At 70.7% G+C, this 19779-nt stretch carries 21 protein-coding genes, 1 pseudogene and 1 riboswitch; of the genes and pseudogenes, 9 read left to right on the top strand and 13 right to left on the bottom strand.

All coding sequences use genetic code 11. The annotated features are described in order from the left end of the window. Positions 1 to 34 precede the first annotated feature (34 nt). Positions 35 to 979, top strand: coding sequence for a CBM35 domain-containing protein (locus RFN52_RS18105; protein WP_184847673.1), 945 nt, complete (start codon positions 35 to 37; stop codon positions 977 to 979). Between the two features lie 83 nt (positions 980 to 1062). Here the strand turns inward: RFN52_RS18105 and RFN52_RS18100 are convergent, their stop codons facing one another. The 4 genes from RFN52_RS18100 to RFN52_RS18085 form a co-directional block, all read right to left on the bottom strand. Next, positions 1063 to 1443: a hypothetical protein gene (locus tag RFN52_RS18100; protein ID WP_184847672.1), complete on the bottom strand. Its 381-nt coding sequence runs from the start codon at positions 1441 to 1443 to the stop codon at positions 1063 to 1065. 92 nt (positions 1444 to 1535) lie between these two features. Beyond that, the gene (locus RFN52_RS18095; RefSeq protein WP_184847671.1) at positions 1536 to 2465 is read right to left on the bottom strand and encodes a 1-phosphofructokinase family hexose kinase; all 930 of its coding nucleotides are present in this window, start codon (positions 2463 to 2465) and stop codon (positions 1536 to 1538) included. Between the two features lie 120 nt (positions 2466 to 2585). Beyond that, positions 2586 to 3716: an N-acetylglucosamine-6-phosphate deacetylase gene (gene nagA / locus RFN52_RS18090; RefSeq protein WP_184847670.1), complete on the bottom strand. Its 1131-nt coding sequence runs from the start codon at positions 3714 to 3716 to the stop codon at positions 2586 to 2588. An 80-nt stretch (positions 3717 to 3796) separates the two neighbouring features. Next, entirely contained in the window at positions 3797 to 4738 is a 942-nt protein-coding gene (locus RFN52_RS18085; protein ID WP_184847669.1) for an ROK family protein, read from the bottom strand. A gap of 132 nt (positions 4739 to 4870) precedes the next feature. Between RFN52_RS18085 and RFN52_RS18080 the strand changes: the two genes are divergently transcribed. Together RFN52_RS18080 and RFN52_RS18075 are read left to right on the top strand one after the other, a co-directional pair. Continuing rightward, positions 4871 to 6124, top strand: coding sequence for an extracellular solute-binding protein (locus RFN52_RS18080; protein WP_184847668.1), 1254 nt, complete (start codon positions 4871 to 4873; stop codon positions 6122 to 6124). 35 nt (positions 6125 to 6159) lie between these two features. After that, positions 6160 to 6405 (top strand): DUF3263 domain-containing protein, encoded by a 246-nt coding sequence (locus RFN52_RS18075; RefSeq protein ID WP_184847667.1) that lies wholly within the window; start codon positions 6160 to 6162, stop codon positions 6403 to 6405. A gap of 83 nt (positions 6406 to 6488) precedes the next feature. On the opposite strand, the gene otsB is transcribed toward RFN52_RS18075, so the two are convergent. From otsB to RFN52_RS18060, 3 genes are all read right to left on the bottom strand, one after another. Further along, complete coding sequence (gene otsB, locus RFN52_RS18070) at positions 6489 to 7310, bottom strand: trehalose-phosphatase (RefSeq protein ID WP_184847666.1); 822 nt, start codon at positions 7308 to 7310, stop codon at positions 6489 to 6491. Between the two features lie 7 nt (positions 7311 to 7317). Then, on the bottom strand, positions 7318 to 8706 hold the full coding sequence (locus RFN52_RS18065; RefSeq protein ID WP_184847665.1) for an alpha,alpha-trehalose-phosphate synthase (UDP-forming): 1389 nt from the start codon (positions 8704 to 8706) through the stop codon (positions 7318 to 7320). A 73-nt stretch (positions 8707 to 8779) separates the two neighbouring features. Continuing rightward, a complete protein-coding gene (locus RFN52_RS18060) occupies positions 8780 to 9724 on the bottom strand; it encodes a glucosyl-3-phosphoglycerate synthase (protein WP_184847664.1) in 945 nt (314 codons plus the stop codon). Between the two features lie 155 nt (positions 9725 to 9879). Further along, positions 9880 to 10036: riboswitch (SAM riboswitch) on the top strand. 18 nt (positions 10037 to 10054) lie between these two features. On the opposite strand from RFN52_RS18060, the gene thrC reads away from it, so the two are divergent. The 6 genes from thrC to RFN52_RS18030 all read left to right on the top strand — a co-directional run bounded on the left by thrC (position 10055) and on the right by RFN52_RS18030 (position 17332). Further along, positions 10055 to 11341 carry a threonine synthase gene (thrC, locus tag RFN52_RS18055; protein WP_184847663.1) on the top strand — a complete coding sequence of 429 codons (1287 nt, stop codon included), beginning with the start codon at positions 10055 to 10057 and terminating at the stop codon, positions 11339 to 11341. A gap of 128 nt (positions 11342 to 11469) precedes the next feature. Further along, positions 11470 to 11745 carry a MoaD/ThiS family protein gene (locus tag RFN52_RS18050; protein ID WP_031135858.1) on the top strand — a complete coding sequence of 92 codons (276 nt, stop codon included), beginning with the start codon at positions 11470 to 11472 and terminating at the stop codon, positions 11743 to 11745. A gap of 446 nt (positions 11746 to 12191) precedes the next feature. After that, positions 12192 to 12395, top strand: a complete 204-nt coding sequence (locus RFN52_RS18045; protein ID WP_010035953.1) for a cold-shock protein — start codon at positions 12192 to 12194, stop codon at positions 12393 to 12395. Positions 12396 to 12728: 333 nt separating this feature from the next. Beyond that, positions 12729 to 14351, top strand: coding sequence for a chaperonin GroEL (groL, locus tag RFN52_RS18040; RefSeq protein ID WP_184847662.1), 1623 nt, complete (start codon positions 12729 to 12731; stop codon positions 14349 to 14351). 207 nt (positions 14352 to 14558) lie between these two features. Further along, positions 14559 to 15686 carry an NADH:flavin oxidoreductase gene (locus RFN52_RS18035; protein WP_184847661.1) on the top strand — a complete coding sequence of 376 codons (1128 nt, stop codon included), beginning with the start codon at positions 14559 to 14561 and terminating at the stop codon, positions 15684 to 15686. Between the two features lie 89 nt (positions 15687 to 15775). Next, positions 15776 to 17332 carry a carboxylesterase/lipase family protein gene (locus RFN52_RS18030; RefSeq protein WP_184847660.1) on the top strand — a complete coding sequence of 519 codons (1557 nt, stop codon included), beginning with the start codon at positions 15776 to 15778 and terminating at the stop codon, positions 17330 to 17332. A gap of 4 nt (positions 17333 to 17336) precedes the next feature. On the opposite strand, the gene RFN52_RS18025 is transcribed toward RFN52_RS18030, so the two are convergent. The 6 genes and pseudogenes from RFN52_RS18025 to RFN52_RS40075 all read right to left on the bottom strand — a co-directional run. Continuing rightward, positions 17337 to 17906 carry a hypothetical protein gene (locus RFN52_RS18025; protein WP_184847659.1) on the bottom strand — a complete coding sequence of 190 codons (570 nt, stop codon included), beginning with the start codon at positions 17904 to 17906 and terminating at the stop codon, positions 17337 to 17339. 13 nt (positions 17907 to 17919) lie between these two features. Further along, a complete protein-coding gene (locus tag RFN52_RS18020) occupies positions 17920 to 18222 on the bottom strand; it encodes a hypothetical protein (RefSeq protein ID WP_311240988.1) in 303 nt (100 codons plus the stop codon). A gap of 11 nt (positions 18223 to 18233) precedes the next feature. Beyond that, the gene (locus RFN52_RS18015) at positions 18234 to 18413 is read right to left on the bottom strand and encodes a hypothetical protein (RefSeq protein ID WP_311240987.1); all 180 of its coding nucleotides are present in this window, start codon (positions 18411 to 18413) and stop codon (positions 18234 to 18236) included. Beyond that, positions 18410 to 19264: a hypothetical protein gene (locus RFN52_RS18010; RefSeq protein WP_311240986.1), complete on the bottom strand. Its 855-nt coding sequence runs from the start codon at positions 19262 to 19264 to the stop codon at positions 18410 to 18412. Before RFN52_RS18010 ends, RFN52_RS18015 begins: the two co-directional genes overlap by 4 nt. 210 nt (positions 19265 to 19474) lie before the next feature. Then, positions 19475 to 19666, bottom strand: a complete 192-nt coding sequence (locus tag RFN52_RS18005; protein ID WP_184847658.1) for a DUF397 domain-containing protein — start codon at positions 19664 to 19666, stop codon at positions 19475 to 19477. Continuing rightward, positions 19650 to 19754: pseudogene (locus RFN52_RS40075) on the bottom strand (transcriptional regulator); the annotation flags it as partial. The pseudogene RFN52_RS40075 and the gene RFN52_RS18005, both read right to left, overlap by 17 nt. Between the last annotated feature and the right edge of the window lie 25 nt (positions 19755 to 19779).

The raw sequence follows: 19779 nt of genomic DNA, 5'->3' as shown, positions 1-19779 counted from the left end.
CGCATGCACCGCACCTGACTGAGGAGACCAAGGGATGACGCCCGGCAACAACGGCGCGAGCACGCCCGAGGACGACGACCCGTTCGGCTATCTCTACGCCGACGGGCAGGCCAACGGGGCCCAGCCGCCGTCCGGGGGTTACGGCTACCCGAACTCGGTCAACCGGGTGCGCGCGGTCGGCACGCGCCAGTACGGCCAGCAGCCGCAGAACGCGCAGACCGCGCCGCACGGCCAGGTCCCGCAGCAGCAGGGCTCCTACAGTCAGCCGAACGCGCACTACGCGGCGCCGGAGACGCTGCCGGGCGGTGCGCAGACCGCACACCACGCCGGCTCTGGGGGCGGTGGCGGCCGGGGTGGCCGCGGCCCCAACACCAAGGGGCTGCTGATCGGAGCGATCGCGGTGGTCGCCGCGGTCGTCATCGGCATCGGCGTGGCCATGCTGGGCGGCGACAAGGACAAGGACGACGCGTCCGACAAGGTGGGCACGAGCCCGACCCAGTCCGAGGAGTCGAAGCCGAGCCCGTCGGCGAGCAAGGCCGGAGCGGCCAAGCAGGATCTCCCGAAGACCGACGCGAAGGCCCTGCGGCTCAGCCCCGGCATGACGACGGCGTCCGAGTTCAAGGGCGCGAAGGCCGAGGGCGGGGTCTATGTGACCGGCTTCAACCAGGTCGGTGCCAAGGTGACCTGGACGGTCGACGGTATCGAGAAGGCCGGCAGCTACCGGCTCAACGTGGACTACGGCGTCCCCGGCACGGACGCCGACGCGACTCTCGTGGTCAACGGCAAGGCCCAGACCCGGCCCCTGGACATGCAGAACTTCGGGAACACGCCCAAGGGTGACTGGGAGCAGGGCTGGAAGAGCACCTGGGCCCTCGTGAACCTGACCAAGGGCACCAACACCATCGAGCTCGCCTGCAACGAGGGCAACAAGTGCGATGCGGTGCTCGACCAGTTCTCCCTGGCCCCGCCCAAGGGCTGACAAGACCGGCGCTTCACCACGGCGGCCGTCCCCCGCACCGCGCGGGTGGACGGCCGCCGTCGTTCAAGCCCGACGGGCTCAGGTCACTCGACCCGGCCCCACTCCAGGCAGCGCGTCGCCGCGTACCGCTTCTTGCCGCCCCAGTTCACCTCGTGCCAGCGGTTCTCGGTGGGCGAGCTGCTGGTGCACTTGTACTTGCCGCCGTCCACCGCGCTGCACCCGGCGACCCAGCACTTCACGATCTTCCCCTTCTTAAGGGTGCCGATCTTGCGGGACGTGGCGCTGGGCTTCTCGCGGATGGTGACGTCCCTGACGTCACTCCAGCCGCCGCCCCAGTCCTGGGCGCCGGCCGGCCCGGCGACGACCGAGGTGGCTGTCGGAGCGGCCGTGGCCGCCGAGTTCATGGTGGCGACGAGACCCACGGAGGCGATGCCGGCCATGGCAAGCCTTGCGATCTTGTTCAACGGTTGTTCCCCCAACAAGAGGTCAATCTTGGTCGCTCGTGATCTTAGGCGACAGGGGGTAGCGCAACTACGCTATTTCGACCGGGTGTTCGTCACGCCGCCGACGTCTCGTTCGCCACAGTGACGAGCCCCAGCACCTCCTCGTACACCCCCCGGTCGAACTCCCCCGCCACCGGTGCCTGCACCGTCGCCGTCGACAGAGCGATGGCCCGGGCCAGGCGGGTCGGCCAGGGGAGGTGTTCCACCAAACCCGAGAGCAGGCCCGCCACCACCGCGTCGCCCGCGCCCGTCGGGTTGCCTCGGGCCGTGGTCGGTGGGGTGGCTCGCCAGCGGCCCTCTCGGGTGGCGGCGAGGAGGCCCTCGGGGCCGAGGGAGGCGACCACCGCGCCCGCGCCCCGGCGGCGGGCGTCCTGGGTGGCGCGCAGCGGCTCGTGGGAGCCGGTCAGTTCCGCCAGCTCGTCGGCGTTCGGCTTGATGATGTCGGGGCGGGCCGCGACGCCCCGGCGCAGGGGCTCGCCGCTGGTGTCCAGGAGGACCGGGAGACCGAAGGAGCGGGCCGTGCGGATCAGGCCCGCGTACGCGCCCACCGGGACACCCGGCGGCAGGCTGCCGCACAGGGCCACCACCGACGCCGTGGGCAGCAGGTCCTCGTAGGCCTCCTGGAAGGCCGACCATTCGGTGGGTGTGACCGTGGGGCCCGGTTCGTTCAGCTGCGTCGTGTCGCCGGTGTGCTCGTCGACCACGGCGACCGTGCGGCGGGTCGCCCCGGAGAGCGGGACGAGCGCGTCCATCACGCCCGGTACCGCCGCGAGCTTCTCCTGCACGACCCGGCCCGTCGCCCCGCCCGTGAACCCCGTCACCGTCACCTCGTGCCCGAGGGCCGCGAGCACCCGGGCCACGTTGACGCCCTTGCCGCCGGGGCGTTCCGTCACCTCGGAGACGCGGTGCGAGGCGTGCGGCCTGAGGGACCGTACGCGGTAGGTGATGTCGAGAGCGGTGTTCAGCGTGACCGTGAGGATCACCTGGGCCGACCTCCCCCGATGTGCTTGCCGACGTGAACGTGCAGGTAGCCCGATCATGCCAAAGAGACGGCGGTCGGCCCAGTCCTGGAGTCGGCCACCGTCTCCCGACTGGGGGATGGATCAGCCCAGTTGGGGACCGACCACCCATTCACCCCGGCGCATCACGCCCTTCACCTCGTACGCGGAGTCCAGGATCAGCAGGTCGGCGTATTTTCCGGGCTCCAGTGAGCCGATCGTGTCGGCCATGCCGAGCAGCCGGGCCGGGGTGGCGGACAGGGCCGTCACCGCGTCCTCGACGGACAGGCCGTCGACCGTGACCGCCCGCTTGAAGGCGCGGTCCAGCGTGAGGGTCGAGCCGGCGATCGTGCCGTCCTCCACCAGCCGGGCCACGCCGTCCGCGACCTCCACCTCCAGTGGGCCCAGCCAGTAGCGTCCGTCGCCGAAACCGGCCGCGTCCATCGCGTCCGTGATGAACGCGACCCGGCGGGCGCCCGCGTGGTGGAACGCCAGCTGCAGCGCGGCGGGGTGCAGGTGCGTGCCGTCGTTGATCAGCTCGACCGTGATGCGGTCGTCCTCCAGGAGCGCGGTGATCGGGCCGGGGGAGCGGTGGCCGAGCGGGGGCATCGCGTTGAAGAGGTGGGTGGCGACCGTGGCGCCCGCGTCGATGGCCTCGACCGTCTGCTCGTACGTGGCGTCCGTGTGGCCGATCGCCGCGATCACGCCGTGGTCGGCGAGGAGGCGCACGGAGTCGAGGCCGCCGGGGAGTTCGGTGGCCAGGGTGAGCATCTTCGCCCGGCCCCGGGCCGCGTCGATCAGCTTGCGGACCTCCGCGGGGTGGGGGTCGCGCAGGAGGGCCTCGGAGTGGGCTCCCTTGCGGCAGGGGGAGATGAAGGGGCCCTCGAAGTGGACGCCGGCGATCTCGCCCTGCTCGGCGAGTTCGCTCAGCAGGCCCGCGCGGTGGGTCAGGGAGTCCATGTCGCCCGTGACGGTGGAGGCGACCAGGGTGGTCGTGCCGTGCAGGCGGTGGGTGTGGATGCCCTTGAGGATGTCGTCGACCGAGCCGGAGGTGAAGGAGGCTCCGCCGCCGCCGTGGTTGTGCAGGTCGACGAAGCCGGGGATCACGTAGTGGCCGGTTGCGTCGATGACGTGGGCGTTCTCCGGGGGGACCCGGGTGATGCGGGCGCCGTCGATGGCTACCTGGCCGTTTTCGACGGTTCCGGTGGGGAGGACCACTGTCGCGCCCGTGAGCACGGCGGGGGTCCCCGATGGAGCGGAGTGCGGGTGCGTCGTGGCTGGTCGCGCAGTTCCCCGCGCCCCTTGCGGCGATGCCATCAGGGCGTTACCTCCATGCGGTCGGTCGATGCCAGAAGGTCCCAGGCCAGCAGGCCCGCCCCCAGGCAACCGGCGCTGTCCCCCAGCGCCGCCGGGACGAGTGTCGGCTGTTTCTGGAAGGTGATGCGGCGGCGGATCGCTTCCCTGAGCGGCGCGAACAGGGTTTCCCCCGCCTCCGCCAAGCCGCCGCCGATGATCAAAGTGCGGGGATCCAGCAGCGTCAGGGCCGTGACCAGGCCGTCGGCCAGGGCGTCCACGGCCTCCTGCCAGACCGCCCGGGCCTTCGGGTCGCCGGAGTCCACCGCCTTCGCGCAGTCGGCGGCGTCGGCGTCCGGGTCGCCGGAGGCGGCCGCCCAGGCCTCGCTCACGGCCGCCGCCGAGGCGAAGCGCTCCAGGCAGCCGTGCTGCCCGCACGGGCAGGGGGCCCCGCCGGGGCGTACGACGATGTGGCCGATCTCGCCCGCGAAGCCGTGCGCGCCCGCCTCGACCCGGCCGTCGACGCCGATGGCGCCCGCGATGCCGGTGCCCAGGGCCACGAACAGGAAGCGGTCCGCGCCCCGGCCCGCGCCGACCCGGCCCTCGGCGAGGCCGCCGGTGCGCACGTCGTGGCCGAGGGCGACCGGCACACCGAGCCGCTGCGCCAGCAGTTCGCGCAGCGGGACGTCGCGCCAGCCGAGGTTGGCGGCGTAGACGGCGACACCGTCCGCCTCGTCGACGATCCCGGGGACGGCCACGCCGGCGGCGGACGCGGGCGTGCCGAAGTGCTCGGCGCCGTAGGCGTGCAGCTCGGCGGCGAAGTCGAGGATGCCCGCGACGACGGCGTCCGGCCCCTGGGCGCGTCCGGTGGCCCGGCGGGCCCGGTGCAGCACCTCGCCCCCGGGCCCGGCCAGGGCGGCCTTCATTCCGGTGCCGCCCACGTCGAGGGCGATGACATGTCTCACGGAAACAGTGTGACCCGGTGACCCGCAAGAGGTCTAGTCCACTCACGTGGTGTAGACCTTATTCCGAATATCGAAAAGTTTCAGAGGCGGCGACGCCAGGGTTGGGGAAGAACAGCGGTGCAGCGGCGGCGAATGGCAGGAACGATCGCGGCGGTGTCCGCACTGGGCATGACGGCGGTGCTCGGCGGCTGCGGCATCACGGGCGGCTCGGGGGACGTGACGCTCAAGCTGGTCGCCGCCGACTACGGCGACAGCGCGGCCAACAGCTCGAAGAAGTACTGGGACAAGCTCGCCGAGGAGTACGAGGCCGACCACCCGGACGTCAGGATCGACGTCAGCGTCTACTCCTGGAACGACGTCGACCGCAAGGTCAGAGAGATGGTCGCCGCCGGTGACCCGCCGGACATGGCGCAGATCGGCGCCTACGCCGACTACGCGGCCAAGAACCAGCTCTACAAGGCCGACGACCTGCTCTCCATACCCGTGCAGGCCGACTTCGTCGGGCAGCTGGCCTCCGCGGGCCAGGTGAAGGGCGTGCAGTACGGGATGCCGTTCGCCGCCTCCACGCGCGTCCTCTTCTACAACAAGACCCTCTTCGCCAAGGCCGGCATCACCCCGCCCGAGTCCTGGGACGACCTCGCCGAGGACGCCGAGGCGCTCAAGGCCGAGGGCGTGAAGTACCCGTACGCGCTGCCGCTCGGCCCGGAGGAGGCGCAGGCCGAGACCCTTCAGTGGATGCTCAGCGGCGGTGGCGGCTACACCGACAGCGTCGACGGCTACGGCATCGACTCCCCGGAGAACATCGACACCTTCTCCTGGCTGAAGAACGACCTGGTCGGCAAGGGCCTGGTCGGGCCGGTCGCGCCGGGCGAGCTGAACCGGGCCGACGCGTTCGCCGCGTTCGCCAAGGGCCAGGTCGGCATGCTCAACGGCCACCCCTCCCTGATGAAGATCGCCGAGAGCAAGGGCGTGAAGTACGGCATGGTGCCCATGCCGGGCAAGGGGGGCCCGAGCAAGTCCACGCTCGGTGTGGCCGACTGGATGATGGCCTTCCGTGCAAACGGCCACCGCGACCAGGTGGGCGACTTCCTCGACTTCGTCTACAGCGAGAAGAACGTGCTGGCCTTCTCCCGCGAGTACGACCTGCTGCCGGTCACCTCCTCCGCGTCCGGCACCATGGCCGCCTCCGAGGAGGACCGGCATCTCAGGCCGTTCCTGGAGGAGCTGCTGACCTCCGAGCTCTACCCGGTCGGCAAGACCTCCTGGGCCGACGTCAGCGCCCAGGTCAAGCAGCAGATCGGCAAGGCCGTCGCGGCCGGCGGCAGCCCCTCGGGCGTCCTGGGCCACCTTCAGGCTGCGGCGGGCCGGGCGGAGAGTGCGGAGTAGCTCCGCTGTCGGTGGCAGGCGTTACGGTGCCGGGCATGGACGAGGACACGGGTGAGCAGGGGCTCGGGCGCAGGGAGCGGGACATCCTCGCGCTCGAACGCCGGGGTTTCCCCGGGCCCGGTGCGAAGGAACGGGCCATACGTGAGGAGCTGGGGCTCGCCCCGGTGCGCTACTACCAGCTTCTCAACGCCCTGCTGGACGACGCGCGGGCGCTGGCGCATGATCCGGTGACGGTGAATCGGCTGCGGCGTGTTCGGGAGCGGCGCCGGTCCGAGCGGTGAGTGGGGATTCCCGGCCGTCGCGGGCTGCGGGCCCGTTGTGGTTGCTCGCGCAGTTCCCCGCGCCCCTAAGGGGGACGTGTCCTTCAGCCGATCCGGTCCGCCAAGGCCCTCAGCAACTCGACGACCCCCTCCGGGCCGTCCACCACCACGTCCGCCCGCTTGCGCAGCTCGGTCACCTCGTCGCTGCCGCTGCACACCAGCAGGCCTGGGGTGCCGGTCGTGCGGAGGGTGTCGACGGCGGAGTACGCGGGCAGGTCGCCCAGGTCGTCGCCGGCGTAGAGGACGGAACCGGCGTCGGTCTCGCGGGCGAACTCGCTCAGCGCGACGCCCTTGTCCATGCCGGGCGGGCGCAGTTCGAGGACCATGCGGCCGGGCTCGACGATCAGGCCGTGCCGGGTCGCCAGCTCGGTGAGCGGCTCGCGCAGGGCGTCGAAGGCGGCCTGCGGGTCGGCGGCCCGGCGGGTGTGCACGGCCACCGCCCGGCCCTTGTCCTCGACCCAGGTCCCGCTCCCTTCGAGCAGCCCGGGCAGCTCGGCGCGTACGGCCGCGACGCCGGGGTGCGGTTCGGGCGCGGTGACCTCGCCGCTGCGGGCGTCCCACCGCTCGGCGCCGTAGTGCCCGAGGACGACGAGGTGCTCCAGACCCGGTGCGTCCGCGAAGCCGCCGTTGCGTACGGCGACCTCGGCCGGCCGACCGGTGATCACCGCGATGGCGGCGACCTTCGGGGCGAGCGCCACCAGTGCGCCCAGCGCCTCCGGGTGGGCCCGGGCCAGCTCCGGATCGGCCACGATCGGCGCGAGCGTCCCGTCGAAGTCGAGCCCGATCAGTGCCTTGCCGGGCTGCGCGAGGAGGGCGTCGAGGCCGTCCTGCCCGGCCTTCGTGGCAGGGGTGGGAAGGCTGCTCATGCGGCCCTCAGCCCCTCAGCGCGTCGAGCTGGTCGACGAACCACTGCGCCGGTGGCAGTGCCGTCGCCGCCGCTGCCAGGCGCTTGCTGCGTTCGGCGCGTTCCTCCGGGCGCATCGACAGGGCCTCGTGCAGTGCCGTCGCCGTGCCCGTGACGTCGTAGGGGTTCACCGTGATCGCGTCCTCGCCCAGCTCCTCGTGCGCCCCGGCCTCCCGCGACAGCACCAGCGCGCAGCCCGCGTCGGAGACCACCGGGACCTCCTTGGCGACGAGGTTCATGCCGTCGCGGATGGGGTTGACGAGGGCCACGTCGGCCAGCCGGTAGGCGGCCAGCGAGCGGGCGAAGTCGTCCTTGACGTGCAGCACGACCGGCGTCCAGCCCGGCGTGCCGTACTCGGCGTTGATCTCGTCGGCGACCCGCTGCACCTCGGCCGTGTAGTCCCGGTACACCGCGAGATCCTGCCGTGAGGGGTATGCGAAGGCGACGTGCACCACCCGCTCGCGCCACTCGGCGTGGGTCTCCAGCAGCCGCCGGTAGGCCAGCAGGCCGCGCACGATGTTCTTGGACAGCTCGGTGCGGTCCACCCGGACGACGGTGCGGCGGCCCTCGCCGATCTCCTGCCGCAGCGCGGCCATCCGCTCCTCGACGTCCGGCTCGTGGGACCGGGCGCGCAGGAAGTCCGCGTCGGCGCCCAGCCCGTGCACCCCGACCCGGGTGCCGCCGAGCCCGCCCGCGAACCGCTCGGCGCACGCGGTGAACGCCTCCGCCCAGCGCTCGGTGAGGAAGCCGAGCCGGTCCGCGCCGAGCATGCCGCGCAGCACCTGCCCGGCCACGTCGTCCGGCAGCATCCGGAAGTACTCGGGCGGCGCCCACGGCGTGTGCGAGAAGTGCCCGATGCGCAGGTCGGGCCGCAGCTCGCGGAGCATGCCGGGCACCAGCGTCAGGTGGTAGTCCTGCACCACCACGGCCGCACCCTGCGCCGCCTCCTCGGCCAGCGCCTCGGCGAACGCCCGGTTGTACGCCTCGTAGGACGCCCACTGCCGTCGGAACTCCGCGTCGAAGACCGGCTCCAGGGGCGTCTGGTAGAGCATGTGGTGCACGAACCACAGGACCGAGTTGGCGATGCCGTTGTACGCGTCGGCGTGCACGTCGGCCGGGATGTCCAGCATCCGCACGCCGTCCGCGCCGACCCCGCGCCGGACCGCCTCCCGGTCGCCGTCGGACAGCGCCGAGCACACCCACAGCGCGTCCGCGTCCGAGCCGATCGCGGAGAGGCCGGAGACCAGCCCGCCGCCGCCCCGTTTGGCGTCCAGCGAACCGTCCTCACCCACCGTGTAGGAGACCGGGCCCCGGTTGGAGGCCACCAGCACCCGCGCAGCACCGTACGTTGAAGCCATAAGCCTCAACCTAGCCCGGCCCGTAAACGCTCAAACGTACGGATCTTCCGTGCCCGGCCGAAAACGGCCCCGGTCAGGCCGCTTTCCGCGCCTGGTACTCGGCGATGTCCACCATCGGCGGACGCTCCTCGGTGTCCACGGAGTACGTCCGCGGCTCGAAGCCGTCCCCGCCCCGCTCGAACTGGGTCAGGGACGGCCGGATCAGATGCCCGCGGGCCAGCCGCAGCTGGGCCGTGCGGTAGATCGCCGCGGCCATCCGGCCCAGCGCCTGCCCGTCCTGGTGCCGGTGCTTGCGCACCCCGACGTCCACCTGGGCGAGGGCGTCCAGGCCCACCAGGTGCAGGGCGTCGACCAGCATCCCCAGCTCCACGCCGTAGCCGACGGGGAACGGCAGCTGCTCCAGCAGCGAGCGGCGGGCCGCGTACTCGCCGCCGAGCGGCTGCACGAAGCCGGCCAGCTGCGGCCAGTGCATGTTGAGCAGCGGGCGCGCCATCAGCTCGGTGACCCGGCCGCCCTGCCCGGCGGCACCGGACAGCGGCCGGTCGTACATGGCCTTCACCAGGTCCACGTCCGGGTCCGTGAGCAGCGGGCCCACGATCCCGGAGACGAAGTCCGACGAGAAGTCCCTGAGGTCCGCGTCGACGAAACAGACGATGTCCCCGCGGGTGACCAGCAGCGATCGCCACAGCACCTCGCCCTTGCCGGGCACGGCGGGCAGGCGCGGGAGTATCCCGTCCCGGTGCACCACCCGCGCGCCCGCGGCGGCGGCCACCTCGGACGTACGGTCGGTCGAGCCGGAGTCGACGACGACCAGCTCGTCCACGAGCGGGACCTGCCGCATCAGGTCGTGGCGGATGACGGCGACGATGTCGCCGACCGTCGCCTCCTCGTTGAGGGCGGGCAGCACGACGCTGACCGTCCGGCCCGTGCGCTGCTTGGCGGCCAGCATCCGGTGGAGCGGGCGATCGTTCGCGGACCAGGAACGGGTGCTCAGCCAGCGCTCGACTTCTTCCAGCACCGTGGCGGCTCCTCTGCGTACTCTCGGCGGGACGGGCTGTGATCCATCTCGCGGTTCGGACGACTATCTCAACTGTCCTGGTCGTCGGTTACAGTCTTGAACAAGGCGGATGACCATCGCATGTCCGGGGTCACCCGCCGCCTACAACCACATACAGCTCATCCAGAGGGGCAGAGGGAAACGGCCCGATGAAGCCCCGGCAACCCTCCAGTCGGTACTCGTAGGTCACTGTCGACCACATGCGCGAGGCTCCCGGCTCGGGAAGGTGCCAAATCCGTCTCACGGCGAGATGCGTCGTGAGGAAGATGAGGAGAAAGGGCCTCGCCTCACATGGCTGTGCAGACTGTTGCAAGCACCACTGACTCCACCGTAGACCTCGGTCCCGCCGCTGCCCTGAGCTGCCGCGAGTGCGGTCACCGCGTACCCCTCGGACCGGTCTTCGCGTGCGAGGAGTGTTTCGGCCCGCTGGAGATCGCCTACGACTTCTCGGCCTACGACACCGAGGAGCTCCGCAAGCAGATCGAAGCGGGCCCCGCGAACATCTGGCGCTACGCCCCGCTGCTGCCGGTCCCGGCCGACGTCGCGGACAAGCCGAACATCAACCCCGGCTGGACCAAGCTCGTCAAGGCCGACAACCTCGCGCGCGAGCTGGGCGTCGACGCCGGCAAGCTGTTCGTCAAGGACGACTCCGGCAACCCGACGCACTCCTTCAAGGACCGCGTCGTCGCCCAGGCCCTGGAGGCCGCCCGCGCCTTCGGCTTCACCACGCTCTCCTGCTCCTCCACCGGCAACCTCGCCGGTGCGGTGGGTGCCGCGGCGGCCCGCGCCGGCTTCCGCTCCTGCGTGTTCATCCCGCACGACCTGGAGCAGGGCAAGGTCGTCATGGCCGCGGTCTACGGCGGCGAGCTCGTCGGCATCGAGGGCAACTACGACGACGTGAACCGCTTCTGCTCCGAGCTGATCGGCGACCCGGCCGGTGAGGGCTGGGGCTTCGTCAACGTCAACCTCCGGCCGTACTACGCGGAGGGCTCCAAGACCCTCGCGTACGAGATCTGCGAGCAGCTCGGCTGGCGGCTGCCGGACCAGCTGGTCGTGCCGATCGCCTCCGGCTCGCAGCTGACGAAGATCGACAAGGGCCTTCAGGAGCTGATCAAGCTCGGGCTGGTCGAGGACAAGCCGTACAAGATCTTCGGTGCGCAGGCCGAGGGCTGCTCGCCGGTGTCGACGGCGTACAAGGCCGGGCATGACGTGGTGCGCCCGCAGAAGCCGAACACCATCGCCAAGTCGCTTGCCATCGGCAACCCGGCGGACGGGCCGTACGTGCTGGACATCGCGCGGCGGACCGGTGGTGCGGTGGAGGACGTGAACGACGAGCAGGTCGTGGACGCGATCAAGATCCTTGCCCGGACCGAGGGGATCTTTGCGGAGACCGCCGGTGGTGTGACGGTGGGCGTGACGAAGAAGCTGATCGAGAGCGGGGCCCTCGACCCCACCAAGACCATCGTCGTGCTCAACACCGGAGACGGCCTCAAGACGCTGGACGCGGTGGCCGGGACCGGGCTGACCGCGACCATCCGGCCCAACCTGGACTCGTTCCGCGAGGCCGGGCTGGTCTGATCGTTGTTCGCTGCGGGCCGGTGGGGGCTGGTCGCGCCCACGCGGCGGAGCCGCACATCAACACAGTCCCGCACCCCTAGACGCGCGGCCCCGCCGTAGCTTCAGTCGAAACCGGAGGTTTTGAAGTCATGAGCGTCACCGTTCGGATCCCCACCATCCTGCGTACCTACACCGGCGGGCAGGCCGAGGTCTCCGCCGATGGCGGGACCCTCGGCGAGGTCATCGCCGATCTGGAGAAGAACCACACCGGGATCGCCGCCCGGGTGCTGGACGACCAGGGCAAGCTGCGCCGGTTCGTCAACGTCTACGTGAACGACGACGACGTGCGGTTCGAGCAGGGGCTGGAGACGGCGACGCCGGACGGTGCGGGCGTGTCGATCATTCCCGCCGTCGCCGGTGGCTGAACCGGTCGACCGGCCCGATTGTTACCTTCGGTAACGACGATTACCGAGAGTTCATCGAATTGCCCCCTCCGTGAGAGAAGCGGAGGGGGCAATTCTGTGTGGTTGAGCGGGGTACAGTTGGGGAACGCGATACCGATCCCCTGATCGGAACCCTGAATTCCTGCCGCGAGTCCGACAAGATGTAGCCAAAGTGTGCACGTCTTTCGCGGCTTTTGTTCCTTTTGTGTAGCCCGACTTGCCCTGAATTCGGGCGAATTCTCCCCACATTCCGGACCCTGCGCGTCCAGAATTCTCGTCCGATTGACCTGTTGCAGACGGCAGTTGGACAGATACATTCAGCCGCGGTCGACGCGTTCCGGCGCACGCCCCCAACCGTGGGGGGTGAGGTCTGACCCGGATCCGCGAAGTGTGGATCTGTGCAAGGGCCAGTAATAGGGGAGTTAGGCATGGCTCAGGGCACCGTCAAGTGGTTCAACGCGGAGAAGGGGTACGGCTTCATCGCGGTCGACGGTGGTGCGGATGTTTTCGTCCACTACAGCGCGATTCAGATGGACGGCTACCGCACCCTTGAAGAGGGCCAGCGGGTCGAGTTCGAGATCTCGCAGGGCCAGAAGGGACCGCAGGCCGACATGGTTCGCGTCTCTGCCTGAACGCGCACCACGACCAACGCTCAAGCGACCGGTCTTCTCAGAAGGGCCCGTACCCCCCGGGGTGCGGGCCCTTCGGCCTGTTCGCACGCCCTGTCGGGCCGTGTTCGCGGGTGGCTGACGCCCCCGCCCGATCCCCGAGAGGCGCTTGCACTCGCAGGGGCCGAGTGCTAATCATTGCGTTAGCACTCTGAAGGTGAGAGTGACAACGTAAGGACCGGGTCGGTGAGGCCCGCAGGCCAGGTGGGGAAGGAACCACAAGGCAAGCGAGCCGTCCGTCGCGGGCGCGGGCGCGGTCCGAAGTAATCACCCCCAGTCCTGGAGGGACCACTTCACATGGCCAAGATCATCGCGTTCGACGAGGAGGCGCGGCGCGGCCTCGAGCGCGGCATGAACCAGCTCGCGGACGCCGTCAAGGTGACGCTCGGCCCCAAGGGCCGCAACGTCGTCCTCGAGAAGAAGTGGGGCGCGCCCACGATCACCAACGATGGTGTCTCCATCGCCAAGGAGATCGAGCTCGAGGACCCGTACGAGAAGATCGGCGCCGAGCTGGTCAAGGAAGTCGCCAAGAAGACGGACGACGTCGCCGGTGACGGTACGACCACCGCGACCGTTCTCGCCCAGGCCCTGGTCAAGGAGGGTCTGCGCAACGTAGCCGCCGGCGCCAACCCGATGGCCCTCAAGCGCGGTATCGAGCGTGCCGTCGAGGCCGTCTCCGCCGCCCTGCTGGAGCAGGCGAAGGACGTCGAGACCAAGGAGCAGATCGCCTCCACGGCCTCCATCTCCGCCGCCGACACCCAGATCGGCGAGCTCATCGCCGAGGCCATGGACAAGGTCGGCAAGGAAGGCGTCATCACCGTCGAGGAGTCCCAGACCTTCGGTCTGGAGCTGGAGCTCACCGAGGGTATGCGCTTCGACAAGGGCTACATCTCGGCGTACTTCGCCACCGACATGGAGCGTATGGAGGCCGTCCTCGACGACCCGTACATCCTGATCGCGAACTCCAAGATCTCGAACGTCAAGGACCTGCTCCCGCTCCTGGAGAAGGTCATGCAGTCGGGCAAGCCGCTGCTGATCATCGCCGAGGACGTCGAGGGCGAGGCCCTGTCGACCCTGGTCGTCAACAAGATCCGCGGCACCTTCAAGTCCGTCGCCGTCAAGGCCCCGGGCTTCGGCGACCGCCGCAAGGCGATGCTGCAGGACATCGGCATCCTCACCGGCGGCGAGGTGATCTCCGAGGAGGTCGGCCTCAAGCTGGAGAACGCCACGGTCGACCTGCTGGGCAAGGCCCGCAAGGTCGTCATCACCAAGGACGAGACCACCATCGTCGACGGTGCCGGCTCCGCCGACCAGGTCGCCGGCCGGGTCAACCAGATCCGGGCCGAGATCGAGAACAGCGACTCGGACTACGACCGCGAGAAGCTCCAGGAGCGCCTGGCGAAGCTCGCCGGCGGTGTCGCGGTCATCAAGGCCGGTGCCGCCACCGAGGTGGAGCTCAAGGAGCGCAAGCACCGCATCGAGGACGCCGTGCGCAACGCCAAGGCGGCCGTCGAGGAGGGCATCGTCGCCGGTGGTGGCGTGGCCCTGCTCCAGGCCTCCCAGGTCTTCGAGAAGCTGGAGCTCGACGGTGACGAGGCGACCGGCGCCAACGCCGTGAAGCTCGCGCTGGAGGCCCCGCTGAAGCAGATCGCCGTCAACGGTGGTCTCGAGGGCGGCGTCGTCGTGGAGAAGGTCCGCAACCTCCAGGTCGGCCACGGCCTGAACGCCGCGACCGGTGAGTACGTCGACATGATCGCCGAAGGCATCATCGACCCGGCGAAGGTGACCCGTTCCGCTCTGCAGAACGCCGCCTCCATCGCCGCGCTGTTCCTCACCACCGAGGCCGTCATCGCCGACAAGCCGGAGAAGAACGCCGCGCCCGCCGGCGGCGGCATGCCGGGCGGTGACATGGACTTCTGATCGACCCCAGGGTTGATCAACGTCCTTGCCGAGGGCGGCACTTCCTGTTCCGACAGGGGGTGCCGCCCTCGGGCGTGTCCGGGGTGCGTGCGGGGCGGGTGTCCGGGATCACAGCCGGGGTGGGATGGCCCGGGCGGGGCCGGATGGTTGAAGGTTACGTCCTATGCGTATGCACATACCTTCCGGTATCCGAAAGTGAGCCCCCACGTGACTGTCGCCGCCTCCGCTTCCCGCGCCGCCGAAATCCTGTCCCGGCCCGTATCGCTGGGCGGCCTTACCGTTCCCAACCGGATCGCGATGGCGCCGATGACCCGCATGTTCTCCCCGGGCGGCGTGCCCGGCGAGGACGTCGTGTCGTACTACGCGCGGCGCGCCGCCGCCGGAGTCGGCCTGATCGTCACCGAGGGCACCTACGTCGGCCACGAGTCGGCCGGGCAGAGCGACAGCGTGCCGCGGTTCCACGGCGAGGAGCAGCTCGCGGGCTGGGCGAAGGTCGCCGAGGCGGTGCACGCTGCCGGCGGCACGATCGTGCCGCAGCTGTGGCACATCGGCATGGTCCGCAACGAGGGTGAGCCCCCGTTCGCCGACGCCCCGGCCGTCGGCCCCTCCGGCCTGCGCATCGGCGCCACCGAGCCCACCGGCAAGGCCATGACGCAGGCCGACATCGACGCCGTGATCGGCGCGTTCGCCGAGGCCGCTGCCGCAGCCGAGCGCATCGGCTTCGACGGCGTCGAGCTCCACGGCGCCCACGGCTACCTGCTCGACCAGTTCCTCTGGGAGGGCACCAACCGCCGCACCGACGCCTACGGCGGCGACCGGGTCGCCCGCGCCAAGCTCTCGGAGGAGATCGTCGCGGCCGTCCGTGAGACCGTCTCCGCCGACTTCCCCGTCATCTTCCGCTACTCCCAGTGGAAGCAGGAGGCCTACCGCGCCCGTCTCGCCGAGACGCCGGAGGAGCTGGAGTCCATCCTCGCGCCGCTGGCCGCCGCCGGTGTCGACGCCTTCCACGCCTCCACCCGCCGCTACTGGGTCCCCGAGTTCGACGACTCGGACCTCAACCTGGCCGGCTGGACCAAGAAGCTCACCGGCAAGCCGACCATCACCGTCGGCTCGGTCGGCCTGGACGGCGGCGACTTCCTGAAGTCCTTCCAGGGCCACGGCGCCGAGGTCGGTGACCTCGACAACCTCCTCGACCGCTTCGAGCGCGACGAGTTCGACATGGTCGCCGTCGGCCGCGCCCTGCTCCAGGACCCCGAGTGGGCCCGGAAGGTGCTCGACGGCCGCTTCGAGGACCTGGCGCCGTACAACCCGGCGTCGCTGAAGACCCTCAGCTGACACCCGTCACCGAAGCCTCTGGATCTGCTTGCGTCAGTCAAGGACACTGACCGAGCGCCTGTTCACCGGCAATCCGCGAGGAGATCCAGATGACGACGACCGAGTCCCGCCCGTCGGCGGGCGGCCCTTCGGAAGAGCCCGCACCGGTGGTCCGCACGACCGCCGGTGCGGTGCGCGGCCGGAGGGAGGAGGGACTCGCGGTCTACCGCGGCATCCCGTTCGCCGCACCCCCGGTGGGCGAGGCCCGCTTCATGGCACCCCGCCCCGCCCACCCCTGGGACGGCATACGCGACGCCCACGCCTTCGGCCCGCCGCCCCCGCAGGATCTCGGCAACCTGGGTGGCCCGGGCCTGCTCGACGTACCCGAGGGCGACGAGTGGCTCACGGTCAACGTCTGGACGCCCGAACCCGACCCGGCGGCCCGCCGGCCGGTGATGGTGTGGATCTACGGCGGCGCCTACAAGCTCGGCCACTCCGGCAGCCCCGGCTACGACGCCCGGCACATCGCCACCGAGGGCGACGTGGTGGTCGTGTCCCTCAACTACCGCGTGGGCATGGAGGGTTTCGCGTTCATCGAGGGCGCTCCCGCCAACCGCGGACTGCTCGACCAGGTGGCCGCGCTGGAGTGGGTGCGGGACAACATCGAGTCCTTCGGCGGGGATCCCGGCCAGGTCACGGTCTTCGGGGAGTCGGCCGGTGCCGGTTCGGTCGCCTCGCTGCTCTCCATGCCGCGCACCGCCGGCCTGTTCCGGCGGGCGATCGCCCAGAGCGTGCCGGGGACCTTCTTCTCCGACGCCCTGGCCCGGGACATCGGCACCGCCCTCGCCGCCGAGCTGGGCCTGCGCCCCACCGTGGCCGACCTCTCCACGATCGCTCCGCACCGGCTGACCTCGGCGGGCGAGACACTCAGCGCCAAGATGCTCCAGCGCGTCGACCGCTGGGGCCAGGCGGCACCCACGGTCACGCCCTTCTCCCCGGTGGTCGACGGCGAGGTCCTGCCGACCACCCCGTGGCAGGCACTGGCGGCCGGTTCGGCGAAGGACGTCGACCTCCTCGTCGGCCACAACCGCGACGAGTACCGCCTGTTCATCGCCATGGCGGGCCAGCTGGGCCGGATCACCGACGAGAGGGCGGCCTCGGCCCTGCGCCTGTTCGCCCCCGGGCCCGACGGCGAACAGGCCTACCGTGCCTCCTTCCCCGACGCCTCCCCGAGCGAGCTCTACGAACGCGTCCAGACGGACTGGCTGTTCAACATGCCGTCCCTGCACCTGGCCGAGGCCCAGCGAGCGGGCGGCGGGCGCGCCCACGTCTACGAACTGACCTGGTCCGCCCCGGGCAACGGCGGCGCGCTCGGCGCCTGCCACGGTCTGGACATCCCGCTGCTGTTCGGCACGTACGGCGCTGACCTGGGGCTGCTGCTGTTCGCGGGTGCGGAGCCTTCCGCCGAGGCCCTCGCGCTGTCGTCCCGCTTCCGCGCGTCCTGGACGGCGTTCGCGAGGACGGGCGACCCGGGCTGGCCGGCCTACGACGACGAGCAGCGGCTGGTGCAGGTGCTGGACGCGGAGCCGATGGTCACGGCGTACCCGGAGGAGCGGTCGCGGCGGCTGTGGGAGGGGCACGAGTTCCTGCCCCTGCCGCTGCTGTAGGGGCCTAGAGGTTGCCCATCGGCTCGATGTCGACCCGCACGGGCGTCCCCCACACCCGCAGCACCTCGTAGTCGGTGAACTCGTGCACCAGCCGGTACGCCATGGCGGCCCGGGGCGCCTTGCGCTGGGCGTTGATGAACAGCTCCGCCTCGCGGCGGTCCCGGCGCGGGGTGCCGCACAGCTGCCACGTCTGGCCGTTCCACAGCTCCGCCAGCCAGCGCTGCTGGGGCTGGGGGCGGTCGCCGCTCACGCCGTAGCGGGACGGCGCGGGTTCGACGGGCCGGTGCTGGGGGGCGGGCCCGTTGAACTCGTTTCGGCGGGCGGTCCTGCGCCGCGTCTCGCACAGCAGGCACAGGTCGGGGGCGGCCTCGTCGACCGGGCCGTTCGGGTGCTCGGGGCAGCGGGTGGTGGGCGCGGCGTTCGAGACGCTCTCCTCCAGCAGGTCCAGCGCGCGCTTCAGATCGGCCTTGACCTCGTGCAGCTTGGCGTCCGGGGTGTCGGCGGTGAGGGCCTCCCCGTGCTCACCGAGGAGACGGAGGGCGCGGCCTAGGGCGGTCAGCTGGGCGTGGTTCATGACTCCATTGTCCTCAGTCGGCGTAATCCTTGAGCTCTTCGGTGTCCAGGGTGAACCTGAGAGGCTCCGGCAGCTCGACCGGGCTGCCCCAGGAATGAGCGGCCTTTTGCTGGTACCGGCCGTCTCGGGGCTGTGACCATTCACCGTGGCCCTTGAAGTGGCCCTTGAGCGCGACGGCGCCGTCGGTGCGGGCCCGCCCCTTTTGGTAGGCCTCGGTCCGGACGCCGGACTCCCCGTACACGCGGAGGTCAGGACGATGTTGCATGCACTGTTCCTGCAGCCAGACGAAGATCTCCCGATGGTTGCCGTCCGGCATGGCCTTGACCTCTATTTTCCGTTGATGTACTCCAGCCGCACGGTCTCCGGGGCGCGGCGCTCCAGCTCTTCGAAGTCCTCGACACTGAGCGGGTCCTTCGTGCGGGCCCGTCCGTCGATGTACTCGAGCCGTACGTGGTCCGGGGCTGCGTCGGCCAGATCCTCGAAGTCCTCGATGGGCAGAGCCGTCATGTGGATGCCTTCTCTTGTCGTCGTTGGGACATCGCGGCGCGGATCCCGGCCGCACGGTCGTGGATCGTGGGGGCGGACAGAGGTGCAGGGGGTTGCGCGGGGGCGCGTTCGCCCCGGCAGGCGCTGCAACGGCCCCCTGGCAGGGTTTCCGGACGCCCCGGGGAGCCGCAGTTCGCGCACTCCAGGACCCGTAGGGGCGGACGTGGTGCGGGTGGAGGCGGGAGTTTGCTGGTCAGGCGGTTGCGGACCAGGGCGGCGGGGTGGTGGACGGGCGTCGGCAGGCCGGCGGTGAGCGCACGCAGTACGTCGTCCTCCGAGGCGCCCCGCTCGAACCACTCCGTCACGAGGGGAGCCAGGGTTGCGCAGTCCGCCTCGGAGAGGGACAGCACGGGCGCGGTGCGGCCGAGGGCGGCGAGGAGGATGTGGGCCCGGGAGCGGGTAGGGCGCGCTGCCTGCGGCTGCGGTACGTCGCCGCGGGTGAAGGCGGTCCACCAGTCGTCATCCCGGGCGGTACGGGTGAACCACGTTCGGGTGATCCAGCGGGAGCTGCCGTCGTCGGCCGTCACGCACTCCCGGCCTCGGCGCAGATGGCCTGCCTGCTGGATGCGGTTGAGGGCGGTGCCGAGGGCGCACTGTCCGTAGGGCAGTTGCTTGGCCAGCGTCTTCACGGAGATGTCCGCGCCGTCGGGGAGTCGGTCGAGGTACGTGGCGATGGCGGCTTCGCGGGGCGGTAGGTGGGCGAAGTCGTGTTTTGTTCGGGGGAGTTGGTCGGGGGTCGTGCGTTTGCCGTAGCCGGGGTTCGCCATTGGATGCAGCGGCGGGGAGGCAGCACTAAGCTTGGACTCAGCCATGGGATCGGTCTTTCAGCCGTCGATCTCTGGTTAAGCCCCCGCAGGTGTTGGCGCACCGGGCGGGGGCTGTTGCTTTGTGCAGGGAACGTTAGAGGTACGTGACTGTCCGTGGCAAGCCGGACGCGTCGCGTCAACTCTCGGGGTGGGAGGGCGGGTTGAGGCCCTCCACCCATTCCTTGAAAAGAGGGCTCGAAGCCCGGGTCCCGAAGCTCAGGCCGTCTCGCCCTTGAGGTTCTCGACGAACGCGGACCAGGCCGTGGCCCGGAACACGAGCTTCGGGCCGTGGGGGGTCTTGGAGTCGCGGACGGGGATGACGCCAGGAAGTGCCTGGGTGACTTCCAGGCAGTTGTCGCCGGTGCCGCCGCTGTAGCTGGACTTGTACCACTCAGGCATGTTCCTCATGGTCGTAATCCTGCGCCATCGCATCGAGGAGGGCCAGAGACTTCTCAGGCGAGAGGGCTGAAGCCGTGAGGAGTTCGAAGGACGGCCGAGCAACTCACCGACGTGCTGCGGTC

Source organism: Streptomyces collinus, assembly GCF_031348265.1.
GTDB classification, from domain to species: domain Bacteria; phylum Actinomycetota; class Actinomycetes; order Streptomycetales; family Streptomycetaceae; genus Streptomyces; species Streptomyces collinus.
Note: the sequence above shows the minus strand (reverse complement) of the source record. Positions and strands in the feature narration are given on the sequence as shown.